Origin of the sequence: Falsiroseomonas selenitidurans (assembly GCF_012103215.1) — a bacterium.
GTDB lineage: Bacteria > Pseudomonadota > Alphaproteobacteria > Acetobacterales > Acetobacteraceae > Falsiroseomonas > Falsiroseomonas selenitidurans.
In genome coordinates, this window is sequence record NZ_JAAVNE010000006.1 from 36,058 (window position 1) to 51,046 (window position 14,989).

Annotated in this window: 15 protein-coding genes; 10 read left to right on the top strand and 5 right to left on the bottom strand. The window is 71.1% G+C overall.

Annotated elements, in window-relative coordinates:
* Position 1: 1 nt before the first annotated feature.
* Both HEQ75_RS05510 and HEQ75_RS05515 read right to left on the bottom strand, forming a co-directional pair.
* The gene (locus HEQ75_RS05510; RefSeq protein WP_328733416.1) at positions 2-1,027 is read right to left on the bottom strand and encodes a Gfo/Idh/MocA family protein; all 1,026 of its coding nucleotides are present in this window, start codon (positions 1,025-1,027) and stop codon (positions 2-4) included.
* On the bottom strand, positions 1,024-1,755 hold the full coding sequence (locus HEQ75_RS05515; protein ID WP_168027959.1) for an enoyl-CoA hydratase/isomerase family protein: 732 nt from the start codon (positions 1,753-1,755) through the stop codon (positions 1,024-1,026). Before HEQ75_RS05515 ends, HEQ75_RS05510 begins: the two co-directional genes overlap by 4 nt.
* Before the next feature lie 64 nt (positions 1,756-1,819).
* Between HEQ75_RS05515 and HEQ75_RS05520 the strand changes: the two genes are divergently transcribed.
* The 7 genes from HEQ75_RS05520 to HEQ75_RS05550 all read left to right on the top strand — a co-directional run bounded on the left by HEQ75_RS05520 (position 1,820) and on the right by HEQ75_RS05550 (position 9,016).
* Positions 1,820-3,361, top strand: a complete 1,542-nt coding sequence (locus HEQ75_RS05520) for an acyl CoA:acetate/3-ketoacid CoA transferase (RefSeq protein ID WP_168027961.1) — start codon at positions 1,820-1,822, stop codon at positions 3,359-3,361.
* Positions 3,358-3,795, top strand: a complete 438-nt coding sequence (locus HEQ75_RS05525) for a MaoC family dehydratase (protein ID WP_168027963.1) — start codon at positions 3,358-3,360, stop codon at positions 3,793-3,795. The genes HEQ75_RS05520 and HEQ75_RS05525 overlap by 4 nt, the downstream gene beginning before the upstream one ends.
* 90 nt (positions 3,796-3,885) lie before the next feature.
* Positions 3,886-4,881, top strand: coding sequence for a TRAP transporter substrate-binding protein (locus tag HEQ75_RS05530; RefSeq protein ID WP_168027965.1), 996 nt, complete (start codon positions 3,886-3,888; stop codon positions 4,879-4,881).
* A 78-nt stretch (positions 4,882-4,959) separates the two neighbouring features.
* Positions 4,960-5,475, top strand: coding sequence for a TRAP transporter small permease (locus HEQ75_RS05535; RefSeq protein WP_168027968.1), 516 nt, complete (start codon positions 4,960-4,962; stop codon positions 5,473-5,475).
* Positions 5,475-6,794, top strand: coding sequence for a TRAP transporter large permease (locus tag HEQ75_RS05540; RefSeq protein WP_168027970.1), 1,320 nt, complete (start codon positions 5,475-5,477; stop codon positions 6,792-6,794). Before HEQ75_RS05535 ends, HEQ75_RS05540 begins: the two co-directional genes overlap by 1 nt.
* 43 nt (positions 6,795-6,837) lie before the next feature.
* Positions 6,838-8,610 carry an ABC transporter transmembrane domain-containing protein gene (locus HEQ75_RS05545; protein ID WP_328733417.1) on the top strand — a complete coding sequence of 591 codons (1,773 nt, stop codon included), beginning with the start codon at positions 6,838-6,840 and terminating at the stop codon, positions 8,608-8,610.
* Between the two features lie 157 nt (positions 8,611-8,767).
* On the top strand, positions 8,768-9,016 hold the full coding sequence (locus HEQ75_RS05550) for a DUF1439 domain-containing protein (protein ID WP_168027972.1): 249 nt from the start codon (positions 8,768-8,770) through the stop codon (positions 9,014-9,016).
* 80 nt (positions 9,017-9,096) lie between these two features.
* On the opposite strand, the gene cysK is transcribed toward HEQ75_RS05550, so the two are convergent.
* Positions 9,097-10,068, bottom strand: coding sequence for a cysteine synthase A (gene cysK, locus HEQ75_RS05555; protein ID WP_168027974.1), 972 nt, complete (start codon positions 10,066-10,068; stop codon positions 9,097-9,099).
* A gap of 110 nt (positions 10,069-10,178) precedes the next feature.
* Between cysK and HEQ75_RS05560 the strand changes: the two genes are divergently transcribed.
* Positions 10,179-10,628, top strand: a complete 450-nt coding sequence (locus HEQ75_RS05560) for an RrF2 family transcriptional regulator (RefSeq protein ID WP_168027976.1) — start codon at positions 10,179-10,181, stop codon at positions 10,626-10,628.
* Positions 10,629-10,759: 131 nt separating this feature from the next.
* On the opposite strand, the gene HEQ75_RS05565 is transcribed toward HEQ75_RS05560, so the two are convergent.
* A complete protein-coding gene (locus HEQ75_RS05565; RefSeq protein WP_209318362.1) occupies positions 10,760-11,431 on the bottom strand; it encodes a GntR family transcriptional regulator in 672 nt (223 codons plus the stop codon).
* A gap of 86 nt (positions 11,432-11,517) precedes the next feature.
* Between HEQ75_RS05565 and tcuA the strand changes: the two genes are divergently transcribed.
* Entirely contained in the window at positions 11,518-12,915 is a 1,398-nt protein-coding gene (gene tcuA / locus HEQ75_RS05570) for an FAD-dependent tricarballylate dehydrogenase TcuA (RefSeq protein ID WP_168027980.1), read from the top strand.
* Positions 12,902-14,047, top strand: a complete 1,146-nt coding sequence (gene tcuB, locus HEQ75_RS05575; RefSeq protein ID WP_209318363.1) for a tricarballylate utilization 4Fe-4S protein TcuB — start codon at positions 12,902-12,904, stop codon at positions 14,045-14,047. Before tcuA ends, tcuB begins: the two co-directional genes overlap by 14 nt.
* 19 nt (positions 14,048-14,066) lie before the next feature.
* Here the strand turns inward: tcuB and HEQ75_RS05580 are convergent, their stop codons facing one another.
* On the bottom strand, positions 14,067-14,966 hold the full coding sequence (locus HEQ75_RS05580) for a LysR family transcriptional regulator (RefSeq protein WP_168027982.1): 900 nt from the start codon (positions 14,964-14,966) through the stop codon (positions 14,067-14,069).
* Positions 14,967-14,989: the final 23 nt, after the last annotated feature.

The window sequence follows — 14,989 nt, forward strand, 5'->3', positions numbered from 1 at the left end:
GTCAGCCGGCGACATCCACGAAGGCACCCAGCGCGGCGCTGCGCAGCATCGCCTCGATGGCGTGCAGCACCGGCAGGCCCGTCGCGCCGTCATGCGCCGGGGCGCGCCCCTCGGCGATGGCGGCGCAGCTTTCGGCCAGCATGGCGCGGTGCGGGCCGTGGTCGAAGGCCATGGGGTCGGCGCCGCCGCCGCCGGCCATGGCACCCTCCACCACCTCCACCGGCCGGCCCTTGATGTGCAGTTCCAGGCGCTCCGCCACCAGGGACGCGCTGCCGCCGGTGCCGGCGATCTCGACGCGCTCCGGGTAGCCGGGCTCGGCCACCGTCGTCGCATCCAGCGCGCCGATGGCACCGCTGGCGAAATGCAGCGCGGCCGCCGCCATGTCCTCCGTGTCGATGGCGCGCAGGCCGCTGGTGCGCGCCAGGGCGCCGATTCGGGCCAGCGGGCCGGCCAGGTGCAGCAGCAGGTCCAGCGTGTGGATCGCCTGGGTCAGCAGCACGCCGCCGCCATCCCGCGCCTTCATGCCCCGCCCCGGCTGCGCGAAATAGGCGGCATCGCGCCACCAGCGGATGGAAGCGGAGCAGGACAGCAGCTCCCCCAGCTCCCCCGCCGCCACCGCCTGCTTCAGCCGCCGCGCGGCCGGCCGCCAGCGGTGCTGGAACACCACGCCCAGCGTCACCCCGGCGTCGCGCGCCGCCTGCACCAGCGCCGCCGCCTCCGCCGCGCTGCGCTCCAGCGGCTTCTCCACCAGCAGGTGCTTGCCCGCCGCGGCGGCGGCGCGGGCCACCGGCAGATGGTGGCCGGGCGGCGTCAGCACCAGCACCAGGTCGAGCCCCGGCACGGCCAGCAGCGCCGCCTGGCTCTCGAACACCGGCGCGCCCCAGCGCAGCGCGAAACCGTCCCGCCGCGCCGCGCTGGGGGAGAAGCCGCCGACCAGCCGCGCCGTGCCCGCGGCCTCCAGGTCGCGGATCGCCAGCATGTGCGGCTGCGTCGCCATGCCGAGCCCGATGATGCCGATGCCGATCACGCCCTGCCCCCTTCGCGCAGCGCCGCCAGGCACAGCACGTTCATCTCGTTCTCATAGGCCAGGCCGGCGCTCAGCGGCATCTCGAGCGCGTGCCGCACGCAGGCCTTCACCGCCTGGACCGCCACCGGGCTGAAGGCTGCCAGGCGCTCGCATAGCGCCAGGGCGGTGGCCGGCACATCCGCATCCGCCACCACCTGTTCCACCAGGCGCAGCCGCAGCGCCTCCGCCGCATCCACCTGCTCGCCGGTCAGCAGCAGGCGCATCGCCTGGCCCACTCCGACCAGCCGCGGCAGCATCTGCGAGGCGCCGCCGCCGCCCACCCAGCCGCGCGTCACCTCGGGGAAGCCGATGCGGGTGGACTGGCCGGCGACGCGGATATCGGCGGCCAGCGCCAGTTCGAACCCGCCTCCCAGCGCCCAGCCCTTCAGCGCCGCGACCACCGGCTTGCGGATGCCGCGCACGGCGCCGGGATAGTCGGGGCGGTGGCGGAAATCCCAGGCGCTGGGGAAGGCCTCGATGGCGCGCAGATCCATGCCGGCGCAGAAGGCACGCTCCCCGGCGCCCTGCAGCAGCACGGCGCGCACCGAATCGTCCAGGTTGATCGCCCGGGCGTGCTGCGCCAGCTGCTCCGCCATCGCATTGGTGATGGCGTTGTGCTTGGCGGGCCGGTCCAGCGTCAGCCGCGCCACGCCATCCGCCACCGCCAGTGTCACCTGACCGTCGTCCATCCCGTTTCCTCCCGCCCCTGGCGCCGGTAGAGTAGCCGGAAGGACGGTTGGGGAAACGGGCGGGATGCGCAAGGTCACGGCGCAGCAGGCGGCATCGCTGCTGCGGGATGGCGACACGCTGCTGATCGGCGGCTCCGGCGGCGGGCATGCGGTGCCGGACGCGCTGCTGGCCGCCCTCGGCGAACGCTTCCGGGAAAGCGGCTCGCCGCGCGGCATCACGGCGCTGCATCCGGTGGGCGTCGGCGATGGTGGCTCGCGCGGGCTGGGCCACCTGGCGCAGAAGGGCCTGCTGAGGCGCAACATCGCCGGCAGCTACGTCAACAGCCCGCCGATCGGCGCCATGGCGCTGGCCGACGAGATCGAGGCCTGGTCCCTGCCCCAGGGCGTGCTGTCCCAGCTGATGCGGGAGATGGCCGCCGGCCGCATGGGCCTGTTCACGAAGACGGGCCTGCACAGCTTCGTCGACCCCCGGCTGGAAGGTGGCCGCCAGAGCCCCTCCGCCACCGAGCCGCTGGTGGAGCTGGTGACGCTGCGCGGCGAGGAGATGCTGTTCTACAAACCCTACCATGTGGACATCGCCTTCCTGCGCGGCACCACGGCGGATGAGGATGGCAACGTCTCCATGGAGCAGGAGGCGGTGACGCTGGAAATGCTCTCCGAGGCGCAGGCGACGAAGCGCTGCGGCGGCATCGTCGTGGTGCAGGTGAAGCGCATGGCGCGCCGCGGCAGCCTGCACCCGAAGATGGTGAAGATCCCCGGCATCCTGGTGGACCTGGTGGTGGTGGCGCCGGAGCAGGAGCAGACTTTTCTCACCCCCTACTCTCCATCCTACGCCGGCGAGTTCCGCGTCCCGCTGGATGACATTCCCCGGCTGAAGCTGGATGCCCGCAAGATCGTCGCACGGCGCGGCACGCTGGAACTGTTCCCCGGCGCCATCTGCAACCTCGGCAGCGGCATCTTCACCGGCATCGCCAATGTGGCGGCGGAGGAAGGCTGCCTGGACGCCATCTGCCTGACCAACGAACAGGGCAATATCGGCGGCGCGCCGGCCTCGGGCGGGGAGGCCGGGGCGGCGATGAACCCGGACGCGCAGGTGGACCAGCCCTACCAGTTCGATTTCTACGATGGCGGCGGGCTCGACCTCGCCTTCCTGTCCTTCGCGGAGTTCGACGCGGCGGGCAATGTCAACGTCTCCCGCTTCGGCGGGCGCATCATCGGGCCGGGCGGCTTCATCAACATCAGCCAGAACGCGCAACGGGTGATCTTCGGCGGCACGCTGACCGCGGGCGGCAAGCCCAAGGCGGTGGCGCAGGTGGAACAGATCACCTTCTCCGGCCGCTTCGCGCGGGAACGCGGCCAGCCGGTGCTGTATGTGACGGAATCCGCCGTGTTCCGCCTGGGTGAGTCGGGGCCGGAGATGATCGAGATCGCGCCGGGGCTGACGGTGCAGCAGGTTGCCGCCCGCATGGGCTTCCAGCCCGCCATCGCCGCCGACCTCCGGCCCATGGACGCCGCACTGTTCGAGGAGGCGCATATCGGCCTGGCCGCAAGGCTGGCGGGCCGCCCGCCCCGCCCCGCCTCCCCGCGCCTCGCGGCCCTCGCATGAGGCTGGGGCTGGAGCCGGGGGCGGAGGCGCGCTTCAGCAAGACGCTGACGGAACGCGACCTGCTGCTGACGGCGGAGATCACCGGCGACCACGACCCGCTGCATGTCGATGCCGAGTATGCCGCGCGCACGCCCTTCGGCCAGCGCATCGCGCATGGCGCGCTGGTGCTGGGGCTGCTGTCTGCCACCGCGTCCGCAATCGCGCACCGCGCCATCGCCGCCGGGGCGGAAGGCGTGCCGGTTTCGGTGGGCTACGACCGCGTGCGATTCCTGCGCCCGGCCTGCATCGGCGACACGCTGACGGCGACCTATCGGGTGGAGGTGCTGGATGCAGACCGTGGCCGGTCGGAAGCCGCCTGCACGGTGGTGAACCAGCATGGCGAGGCCTGCCTGGCGGCCCGCCACATCCTGAAATGGGTGAAGGCTGCCGGGTAACTGCGCGGTTCCCAAGGCCTGGCGGCCGGTGTAGGACTCGGCGGCGAACCGGGCGTGCGACCCGGCCACCACAAAGGGAGAATAGCATCCATGGAACGTCGCGTTCTGCTGGGCGGCATTGCCGCAGCCTCGGGCCTGCTGGCTGCGCCGCATGTCGCGCGCGCCCAGGCCCCGATCACGCTGAACGGCGCCAGCCAGTTCAACGAGGAACACGTCTTCACGCGGGCGATGAAGCACTTCGCCACGAAGCTCGTGGAATATTCCGGCCGCCCGATCAATTTCGTCTGGCACCTGAACAGCTCGCTGGGCCTCGAGAAGCAGTATTTCGAGTACATGTCGGCCGGCCGCGCCGTGGATTTCGGCATCGTCAGCCCGGCGCACATGTCCACCTTCAGCCGCGCCGCGCCGTTCATCGACGCGCCCTTCCTGTTCCGCGACCTGGCGCATTGGAACAAGGTGCTGGACGGCGACATGCTGAAGCCGGTGGCCGATGAGGTGGAACGCCGCGCCCGCGTCGCGCTGATCGGCTACGCCGGCGGCGGCACGCGCAACATCTTCGCCAACCGCCCGGCGACCAACATGGCGGAACTGCGCGGCCTGCGCGTGCGCGTGCAGGGCGCGCCGATCTGGTCGCGCACCTTCCAGGCGATCGGCATGGCGCCACAGGTGATCGCCTACAACGAGGTCTACAACGCCATCCAGAACAACGTCATCGAGGCCGGCGAAAACGAGGCCGCGGGCGTCGAGCAGATGCGCTTCTACGAGGTCGGCCCGAACCTGATCATGACGCAGCACGCGATCACGGTGCGGCCGCTGTGCTTCTCCGCCCAGACCATGTCGCGCCTGCCGCGCGAGGTGCAGGAAGCGGTGCGCCGCGCAGGGCGCGAGGCCGGCGTGTTCGGCCGCAATGCCGAAAGCTCCGAGGACGCGCAGAAGATCACGGCGCTGGAATCGGCCGGCCGGCTGAAGAAGATCGCCTTCACCGAGCGGGACAAGATGAACGCCGCGGTGAACCCGGTGATGGAAGCCTACGCCAAGGAAATCGACGCGGCCGGCATCTACGCCGCGATCAACGCGCTGACCTGAAGACGGCGCGGGCGGGGCGCGCAGGCGCCCCGCCCCCATCCTTCCTGCCATGTCCAGACCGTAAGGATACCAGCCCGCATGCCGCCACAGGGCGCGCGCGGCGTGTTCCGCCGCATCACTGCCTTCTACGCCAGGCTGCTCGAGATCCTGCTGGTGGCAACCGTCGCGATCATCATCGTCCCGGTGACGATGCAGGTCGTGGCCCGCTTCGCGGACTGGCTGCCCCGCTACATCTGGACCGAGGAGCTGGCGCGCTTCCTGCTGGTCTGGATGATCATGATCGGGTCAATGATCGGCGTGCGGGAAGCAACCCATTTCAACGTCGACCTGTTCTTCAACCTGCGCGGCCGCACCCGGGCGGCGATGGACATCCTGGCCGCCCTCTTCGTGCTGGGCTTCGCCTATGTCTTCATCGTCTATGGCTGGGAATTCACCGACACCGCCTGGTTCCGCATCAGCGAGCTGGCGGAGCTGCCGCTCTGGACCATCCACATCGCCTGGCCCATCGCCGGCGTCACCTGGGTGATCTTCGCCGGCGAACGAATCTGGGATGACCTGCAGATCCTGCTGCATGGCGAGAAGGCGGACCACTGATGGCCGGCAATGTCCTGTCCACCGCCGAAGCCGCGTGGATCATGTTCGGCATCTTCTTCACCCTGCTGGCGCTGCGCGTGCCGGTGGCGGTGAGCCTGGGTCTCGCCTGCCTGCCCGCCTTCATCATCGAGGACCGGCTGTGGCCGATGGTCCTGGTGCAGGAGACGTTCAACTCCTACAATTCCTTCATCCTGCTGGCCGTGCCCTTCTTCCTGCTGGCGGCCAACCTGATGACCGCCGGCGGCATCACGGACCGGCTGGTGCGCCTGTCGCGCGCCATGGTGGGCCATCTGCCGGGCAGCCTGGCGCAGATCAACGTGGTGCTGTCCGTGTTCTTCGCCGGCATCTCCGGCAGTTCCACCGCGGATGCGGCCAGCCAGGGCAAGATCTTCATCGAGGCGCAGATCAAGGAAGGCTATTCGCCCTCCTTCTCCGTCGCCATCACCGCGGTGTCCTCCGTGCTGGCGGTGGTCATCCCGCCCTCCATCCTGATGATCGTCTGGGGCGGCGTTCTCACCACCTCGATCGGCGCGCTGTTCCTGGCCGGCATCCTGCCGGGCCTGCTGCTGGCCACCGTGCAGATGGGCACCGTCTACGCCTATGCGAAGTCGCGTGGCTACCCGACCTATGAGCGGGCCAGCTGGGGCGAGCTCGGCTATGCGCTGTTCATCTCCATCCCGGCGCTGATGACCCCCTTCATCATCATCGGCGGCAAGGTGTTCGGCTGGTTCACGCCGACGGAAGCCGCCTGCATCGCCGTGCTCTATGCGCTGGTGCTGTCGATGGTGGTCTATCGCAAGCTCAATCTGCGCGGGCTCTACCGGGCCTTCAGCGAAACCGGCCGCTTCGCCGCCATCACGCTGTTCTGCGTCGGCACCGCCAGCGCCTTCGGCTGGCTGATGGCCTTCTACCAGATCCCGCAGGCGCTGCTGGCCAATGTCTCAGCCTGGGAGATGGGGCCGATCGCGGCCGGGCTGTTCATCGCCGCCACCTTCCTGGTGGTGGGCTGCTTCCTGGATGCGATCCCGGCCATCATCATCGTCGGCACCATCCTCCAGCCGATCGCGGCGGCGGCGGGGCTCCACCCGGTGCACTTCGCCATGATCAGCATCGTCGCCCTCGCTTTCGGGCTGGTGACGCCGCCCTATGGGCTGTGCCTGCTGATCTGCTGTTCCATCGCCAAGCTGCGGCTGGTGGATGTGCTGAAGGATGTCTGCATCATGCTGCTGCCCATGCTGGGCGTGCTGCTGCTGCTGATCGCCTGGCCGGAACTGGCGCTGATGATCCCGCGCCTGCTCGAACCCGGCTTCATGGAATAGCGACGCGGTTGCGGAACGACGGGGTGCGGCGCATCTAGCAGGGGTGACCGCCGCCCCATCCTCCCCCGCGACGCGCGCGCCCGTCGCCTCGCTGCGCCTGCTGCTGCCGCATCTGCGGCCCTATCTGCCGCGCGCGCTTGGCGCCGGCTTCGCGCTGCTGGCGGCCTCCGGCCTCACCCTGGCACTGGGCCAGGGGCTGCGGCACCTCATCGATGACGGTTTCGAGCAGGGCGCCGCGGCGCTGGATTCCGCCGCGCTGTTCATGGGCGGCGTGGTCGGGCTGCTCGCGCTGGCCACCGCGGCCCGCTACTATCTGGTTTCCTGGCTGGGGGAGCGGGTGGCGGCGGATCTGCGCCGACGGGTCTTCGACCATGTGCTGTCGCTCTCCCCCAGCTTCTTCGAAACGGCGCGCACCGGCGACATCCTCTCCCGCATGACGGCGGATGTGGGGCTGCTGCAATCGCTGATCGGCTCCGCCATCTCCATGGGGCTGCGCAATGCCATCACCGGGCTTGGCGCCTTCGCCATGCTGCTGGCCACCAGCGCCAAGCTGGCCGGGATCGTGCTCGCGGTGCTGCCGCTGGTGATCGTGCCCCTGGTGGTGTTCGGCCGGCGCGAACGCCGCCTGTCCAAGCTGGCGCAGGAACGCGTGGCGGACCTGGCCGCGACGGCGGAGGAGGCGCTGAACGGCCTGCGCATCGTCCAGGCCTTCACGCATGAGCCGGAGGACCGCCGCCGCTTCGGGCGGGAGGTTGAGAGCTCCGTCGCCGCCGCGCTGCGCCGCATCGCCTCCCGCGGCCTGCTGATCCTGGCCGTCATCCTGCTGGGCTTCGGCGCCATCACCTTCAGCCTGTGGGTCGGCGGGCATGACGTGGTGGCGGGGCGGATGACCGGGGGCGAGCTTTCGGCCTTCGTCTTCTACGCCGTGCTGCTGGCCTCCTCCGGCGCCTCGATGAGCGAGTTGTGGGGCGAGATCCAGCGCGCGGCAGCGGCGGCCGACCGGCTGCTGGACCTGCTCTCCGCCCGCCCGGACATCGCCGTGCCGGCGCAGCCGGCCCGGCTGCCGGAGCCGCCGCGCGGCCGCGTGGCCTTCGAGGCGGTGCGCTTCGCCTATCCCAGCCGGCCGGACCAGCCGGCGCTGGCGGATTTCTCCCTGGTGGTGGAACCCGGGGAGACGGTGGCGCTGGTCGGGCCCTCGGGTGCCGGCAAGACCACCGTGTTCCAGCTCCTGCTGCGCTTCTACGACCCGCAATCCGGCCGGGTGACGGTGGATGGGGTGGATGCGGCGGCGCTGGACCCGGCCGATCTGCGCGGCCGCCTGGGCCTGGTGCCGCAGGACCCGGCGATCTTCTCCACCAGCGTGGCGGAGAACATCCGCTACGGCCGCCTCGGCGCCACGGATGCGGAGGTGGAGGCGGCGGCGGCGGCCGCGGCGGCGGATGGCTTCATCCGCAAGCTGCCGCAGGGCTACGCCACGCATCTCGGCGCCCGTGGCGTGACGCTCTCCGGCGGCCAGCGGCAGCGCATCGCCATCGCGCGGGCCATCCTGCGCGACCCGCCCATCCTGCTGCTGGACGAGGCGACGAGCGCGCTGGATGCGGAATCCGAGCAATCCGTGCAGCGGGCGCTGGAGGCACTCTCCCAGGGTCGCACCACGCTGGTGGTGGCGCATCGCCTGGCCACGGTGCGCAAGGCGGACCGGATCGTGGTGATGGAAGGCGGGCGGATCGTCGCCACCGGCACCCATGACGCGCTGGTGCGGGAGGGCGGGCTCTATGCCCGCCTCGCCGCGCTGCAATTCGCCGAGATGGCCTGAGGCAGCCCGCCACGCCCGCCTGCACGGCAGGCATCCATGAACAAAACCCTTCCCGCCCTGCCGGTGCCTGCTATGCTGGAAGGCACATCGTGGCGGCCAGAATGCCGCGCGCCGAGAGGGATGATCCCTGCCCGAAGCTGGAGGGAAAGCCTGCGTCATGGCGGGGGTCATTTTGCATCTGGGCGGCGGCGCCGCGGGCCTGCGCCAGGCGCTTTCCATTGAGCCGGCGACACGGCCCTCCGTGACGGTGACGAATCAGGGGCCGGACATGGTGGTGATCAGCGGCACCGGGCACGTCAATGTCAGCGCCCGGGGCACGGCCCTGATCGGCACCGGCGCGGCCGGCCTCTATGCGGAAGCCAAGGGTGACGAGGGCGCCGTGCTGCGGGTCGATCTGAGCCTCTGAACGGCGGCCGGGTGCCGACCGGCGCCGCGGCCCGCCCTTCGGTCGCCGCACAGGGTAGCCGGGTTACAGGGCCGCCGGGTTCAGAGTCCTTCGAAAAGGCGGGTGGACAGGTAGCGCTCGGCGGAGGAGGCGGCGATGCCGACCACCAGCCTGCCCGCCATCCCCGGCTCCGCCGCGATGGCCAGCGCCGCATGCAGCACGGCGCCGGACGAAATGCCGATGGCCAGGCCCTCCTCCCGCGCGCAGCGGCGCGCCGCCGCCAGGGCCTCGCGTTCCGAGACCCGGCGCACGCCGTCCAACGCCTCCAGCTCCAGCACCTTCGGCCGGAAGCCGGCGCCGAGTCCCTGGATGTCGTGCGGCCCGGCCTCCTCGCCGGACAGCACCGCGCTCTCCGCCGGCTCCACCGCCACCACCCGCAGGCCGGGCCGGCGCGGCTTCAGGGCGCGGGCGATGCCGGTCAGCGTGCCGCCGGTGCCGACGCCGCCCACCACCACATCCACCATGCCGGCGCTGTCGGCCCAGATTTCCTCGGCCGTCGTCGCCGCGTGGATGGCGGGGTTGGCCGGGTTGTCGAATTGCCGCGGCATCCAGGCGCCGGGCGTGGTGGCGGCGATGCGTTCCGCCCGCGCGATGGCGCCGGCCATGCCGAGCTTGGCCGGCGTTAAATCCAGCGCCGCCCCCATCAGCCGCATCATCTTGCGCCGCTCCAGGCTGGCACCGTCCGGCATCACCACCACCAGGCGGTAGCCCTTGGCGGCGGCGACGAAGGCCAGCGCGATGCCGGTATTGCCGGAGGTGGGCTCCACCAGCGTGGAACGGCCGGGGGCGATCAGCCCCGCCGCCTCCGCCGCCTGCACCATGGCCAGGCCGATGCGGTCCTTCACCGAGCCGGCGGGGTTGAGGAATTCCAGCTTCAAGGCCAGCGCGGCCTTGAGGCCCCCTGCCGCTTCCAGCCGCGGCAGGCGCACCAGCGGCGTGCCGCCCACCGCCTCCAGCACGCTGGCATGGAGGCGGCCGCGCGGCGGGCGGGTTGCGCTGGGGCCATCGGCCATCGGGCGATCATTCCATCCTGTCGGCGCCGGGCCGCAGGAAGCGGTGCGGGGCCGGCTGGTGAACCACAAGCGTGTTTTGTACATTTCCCGCCAAAGCGAGGGAACGCAGCATGATGATTCGCCGGGATCGCGCCATGACGGCCGTGGCCGTGATGCTGGACATCGCCTTCCACGCTGGCCGGGGCGAGGAGGTGACGGGCGGGGCGGAGGTGGCAGGCCGGCTGGGTGCGGCGCGGCGGGGGATCGAGCCGGTGTTCCAGGCGCTGTCGCGCGCCGGGCTGCTGGACAGCCTGCGCGGCCCGAATGGCGGCTACCGGCTTGGCCGCCGCCCGCGCGACATCAGCCTGTCCGAGGTGGTGGCGGCGGTGACGGAGAACGAGGCCGAGCCGGGCGACCCGGCCGGGCGGCTGCAGGCCGCCGTGGTGGCGCCGCTGTGGCAGGAGATGTCGGACCTGCTGCGGGAGAGGCTGGCCGGGCTGACGCTGGAGGATCTGCTGCGCCGCGCGCAGGCCGCCGGCCTGAAGCGCCCGGCCAGCGAGCCCCTGAACTTCGCCATCTGATCCCAAATCCCGGTGATCCGGACCGATCACCGCCTCCACCGCCGGCCTGGCGGCGCGCCACTTGGCGCGGCGGCCGTTCGGCCACTCACCCGCCTTCGGGGGGCGCAGCTTCCGATCGATGGGATTCGGTATCAGCCACCCGGTGCGGCGAAGGGCACGCCGACCGTCCGCACCAGCCAGGCCAGGCGGTGGCGCTGCGCCGCCTGGGCATGGGCGCGGCTGGCGGCTTCCGCCGCCTGCCCGTCCCGGGCCTGCAGCGCGGCCAGGATGGCGCGGTGCTCGGCATGGGCTGCCTCCGCCCGGCCGCCCAGAGTCAGCAGGCTGGGCAGCAGCGCCATGGTGGCGGCGATCTGCTCCAGGCTGCGCAGCAGGTAGCGATTATGCGCGGCCAGGTACATCAGCCCGTGCAGGCGCTGGTTGGTCTCGGCCAGCGCCCTCGCATCCCCGAACAGCGCCGGCTCCCCCGCCACCAGCTCCGCCATCGCGCCGATCTCGGTCGGGCTGGCGTGCTGCGCGGCCAGCCGCGCGGCCGCGCCTTCCAGCACCTCCCGCATCACATACAGCTCGACCACCTGCTGGTGGTCCGGCTGCGTCACCGTCAGGCCGCGGCGGGGCTCATGCGTCAGCAGCCCCTCCGATTCCAGCCGGGCGATGGCCTGCCGCACCGGGGTGCGGGAGACGCCGAAGCGGGCCGCCAGGTCGGTTTCCGTCAGCCGCAGCCCGGGCGGCAGCGTGCCGTCGCGGATCGCGGTGCGAATGCGGCCATAGGCTTCCTGGCCGAGGTCGCGGGATGGCGCGGGCATCTCCATGGAAATCTACCCTAGCATCTGGACATCACTGGATACCAGTGGATACAAGACAATCCCATGAAGCGCGGAGGCCCCTGCTGATGCCGGATTTCGCCCGGATCTATGACGTGCTGGTGGTGGGCGGCGGCAATGCCGCGCTCTGCGCCGCCATCACGGCGCGCCGCGCCGGCGCCTCCGTCATCCTGTGCGAGGCCTCCCCGCCGCCGCTGCGGGGCGGCAATTCGCGCCACACCCGCAACCTGCGCGCCCTGCATCCCGGCCCCACCCAGGTGCTGACCGACAGCTACCTGGAGGAGGAGTACTGGGACGACCTGAACCGGGTCACCGGCGGCAAGACGAACGAGGATCTGGCCCGGATGTGCATCCGCGCCAGCCAGCACGCGCCGGATTTCCTGGCCAGCTGCGGCGTGGTGTTCCAGCCCTCACTCTCCGGCACCCTGTCCCTGTCCCGCACCAACGCCTTCTTCCTGGGCGGCGGCAAGGCGCTGGTGAACGCCCTGTACCGGGAGGCCGCGAAGCTCGGCATCGTCGCGCTGACCGATACCGAGGTGCAGCACATCCAGGTGGAGGACGGCCATGCGACGGAGGCCATCATCTCCCATTGCGGCTTCCCGCAGCGCATCCGCTTCAAGGCGCTGGTCGCGGCCTGCGGCGGCTTCCAGGCCAACCGCAACTGGCTGCGCGAATACTGGGGCGATGCGGCGGATAATTTCCAGATCCGCGGCACGCCCTACGCCCAGGGCGTGGTGCTGAAGGATCTGCTGGCGCAGGGCGTGCAGGAGGTCGGCGACCCGACCCAGTTCCACGCGGTCGCCAACGACGCCCGCGCGCCGATGGAGGATGGCGGGCTGGCCATGCGGCTGGACTGCGTGCCCTTCTCGCTCGTCGTGAACCGCAACGTCGAACGCTTCTACGACGAGGGCGAGGATGTCTGGCCGAAGCGCTACGCCATCTGGGGCCGCCTGATCGCGCAGCAGCCCGACCAGATCGCGCTGGCCGTCACCGACAGCAAGGCGGTGATGAACTTTCTTCCGTCCGTCTATCCCCCCTACAAGGCGAACAGCATTGCCGAAATTGCCGCGATGGCGGGATTCGACACCGGCAAGCTGGAACAGGTGGTGGCCGCGTTCAACGCCGCCGTCCGCCCCGGCACCTTCAAGCCGATGGTGCCGGACGACTGCACGACGGAGGGGCTGGTGCCGCCGAAAAGCCACTGGGCGCGGCGCATCGACACGCCTCCCTACTATGCCTATCCGCTGCGCCCCGGCATCACCTTCACCTTCCTCGGCCTCAAGGTGAACGAGAAGGCCCGCGTGCTGATGGCGGATGGCAAGCCCTCCGCCAACATGTTCGCCAGCGGCGAGATCATGTCCGGCAACATTCTCGGCCAGGGCTACCTGGCCGGCTTCGGTATGACGCTCGGCACCGTCTTCGGGCGGCTGGCCGGCGAGGAGGCGGCGCGCCATGTCCGCAACTGAAATGAGCAAGCTGGACCTGCTGCTGCAGGAAGCGACGCAGATCGAATCCGACGCCTACCAGGATGCCCGCCGCCAGATGGCGGTCTGCAATGCCTGCCGCTACTGCGAGGGCTATTGCGCCGTCTTCCCGGCCATGGCCGCGCGGCGGGAGTTCGAGAAGGCGGACCTGACGCACCTCGCCAACCTCTGCCACAACTGCAAGGGCTGCTTCCACGCCTGCCAGTATGCGCCGCCGCATGCCTTCGGCATCAACATCCCGGCGACCTTCGCCGAGATCCGGCAGGAGAGCTATGCCGAATACGCTTGGCCGGCGGGCGCCGGGACGCTGTTCGCGCGCAACGGCACGCTGGTGGCCGGCCTTGCCACGCTGTTCGTGATGCTGGCACTGGTGCTGAGTGTCGCGATCAAGGACCCCGCGGTGCTGTTCAGTGCCCAGACCGGCACCGGCGCCTTCTTCCGCATCATCCCGCTCTGGCTGATCAACCTGCTGGCCGGCGGCAGCTTCCTGTTCGCGATCCTGGCCATGACCATGGGCGCCATCCGCTACATCCGCGGCACTGGCGGGCTGGGCGGCAGCTTCCAGCCGGCGCCGGCGGCGGAGGCGGCGGTCGATGTGCTGACGCTGCGCAACCTCGGCGGCGGCGGGCATGGCTGCAACGACCTGGACGACAGCTTCGCGCAGCATCGCCGCTGGCTGCACCAGGCGATGTTCTACGGCTTCCTGCTGTGCTTCGCGGCGACGACGACGGGCGCGATCTACCACCATGTCTTCGGCTGGTATTCGCCGCATGCCTTCCTGTCCCTGCCCGTGCAGTTGGGCACCTGGGGCGGCGTGCTGCTGTGCATCGGCACGGCGGGGCTGGTCTGGGTGAAGACGGTGACCGACCCGGCGCCCGTCGCGCGCCGCCTGATGGGCGGGGAATACGCGCTGCTGTTCCTGCTGTTCCTGATCGGCGCCACCGGGCTGCTGCTGCTGGCGGTGCGCCACACCGGCGCCATGGGCCTGATGCTGGCGCTGCATTTCGGCCTGGTGCTCGCGCTGTTCGTCACCCTGCCCTATTCAAAGATGGTGCATGGCATCTACCGCAGCTTGGCCCTGCTGCGGAATGCGCGGGAGAAGCGGGCGGCCTGATCGCCCCTCCCCCCGCCCTTCAGGGCCGCACGCCCAGATGCGTGGCGAAGGCCCGCGCCGGCGCCGGCAGGCTTTCCGGCCGCCAGGCGGCCCAGACCTGCGACCGCGTGGCGACGCCCTGCAAGGGGCGGTAGACCACGCCGGCGAAGTGCAGCTTGCGCACGGAATCCGGCACGATCGCCACGCCCACCCCGGCGCCGACCAGGCCGATCAGCGCATGCATCGGTGAAACCTCCTGCGCCACGCGCGGCACGAAGCCGGCGGCAGCGCAGACCAGCCCGACCTGGCGATGGAAATCCGTGCCATTGTCGCGCGGGAACATCACGAAGGCGCTCTCCGCCAGCATCGCCGGGGCGATGCGGCCACGGCCGGCCAGCGGATGCGCGCGCGGCAGGGCGGCGACCAAGCTTTCCTCGAACACCAGCGCGCCGGCCAGGCCGCCGGGCACGCCCAGCCGGCGCATCAGCGCCAGGTCGATCCGCCCCTCGCGCAGCGCCTCCACCAGCCGGTCGGCAGACATCTCCAGCAGCGTGAGCTGCACGCCGGGATGGGCACGGCGGAAGCCCTCCACCGCCACCGGCAGGAAGGCGTAGGCGCAGGAGCCGGAAAAGCCCAGCGTCAGCATCCCGCTTTCGCCCTGGGCCGCGCGGCGGGCCGCGGCCGGGGCGGCCTCGGCGATGGCCAGCATCCGCCGCGCATCCGCCAGCAGCGACTGCCCGGCCTCGGTCAGCGTCACCTCCCGGCTGGTGCGGGCCAGCAGCCGCGCGCCGATGCGCGCCTCCAGCGCCTGCAGGGCGCGGGAGAGCTGCGGCTGACCGATGCCGAGCCGCCCGGCGGCACGGCCGAAATGCCGTTCCTCCGCCAGCGCCACGAAGCGGCGCATGTCCCGCACCTCCAACATCGATGCCTCCGGCAGCATGGATCGGCATCCTACTATGCATT

Bases quoted from the DNA above. Each gene is read 5' to 3' on its own strand.
- tcuB (WP_209318363.1), top strand. From the start codon at position 12,902: ATGTCCGCAACTGAAATGAGCAAGCTGGACCTGCTGCTGCAGGAAGCG.
- HEQ75_RS05525 (WP_168027963.1), top strand. From the start codon at position 3,358: ATGAGGCTGGGGCTGGAGCCGGGGGCGGAGGCGCGCTTCAGCAAGACG.
- HEQ75_RS05535 (WP_168027968.1), top strand. From the start codon at position 4,960: ATGCCGCCACAGGGCGCGCGCGGCGTGTTCCGCCGCATCACTGCCTTC.
- HEQ75_RS05530 (WP_168027965.1), top strand. From the start codon at position 3,886: ATGGAACGTCGCGTTCTGCTGGGCGGCATTGCCGCAGCCTCGGGCCTG.
- HEQ75_RS05515 (WP_168027959.1), bottom strand. From the start codon at position 1,755: ATGGACGACGGTCAGGTGACACTGGCGGTGGCGGATGGCGTGGCGCGG.
- HEQ75_RS05540 (WP_168027970.1), top strand. From the start codon at position 5,475: ATGGCCGGCAATGTCCTGTCCACCGCCGAAGCCGCGTGGATCATGTTC.
- HEQ75_RS05520 (WP_168027961.1), top strand. From the start codon at position 1,820: ATGCGCAAGGTCACGGCGCAGCAGGCGGCATCGCTGCTGCGGGATGGC.
- HEQ75_RS05565 (WP_209318362.1), bottom strand. From the start codon at position 11,431: ATGCCCGCGCCATCCCGCGACCTCGGCCAGGAAGCCTATGGCCGCATT.
- HEQ75_RS05550 (WP_168027972.1), top strand. From the start codon at position 8,768: ATGGCGGGGGTCATTTTGCATCTGGGCGGCGGCGCCGCGGGCCTGCGC.
- HEQ75_RS05580 (WP_168027982.1), bottom strand. From the start codon at position 14,966: ATGCTGCCGGAGGCATCGATGTTGGAGGTGCGGGACATGCGCCGCTTC.
- HEQ75_RS05560 (WP_168027976.1), top strand. From the start codon at position 10,179: ATGATGATTCGCCGGGATCGCGCCATGACGGCCGTGGCCGTGATGCTG.
- cysK (WP_168027974.1), bottom strand. From the start codon at position 10,068: ATGGCCGATGGCCCCAGCGCAACCCGCCCGCCGCGCGGCCGCCTCCAT.
- tcuA (WP_168027980.1), top strand. From the start codon at position 11,518: ATGCCGGATTTCGCCCGGATCTATGACGTGCTGGTGGTGGGCGGCGGC.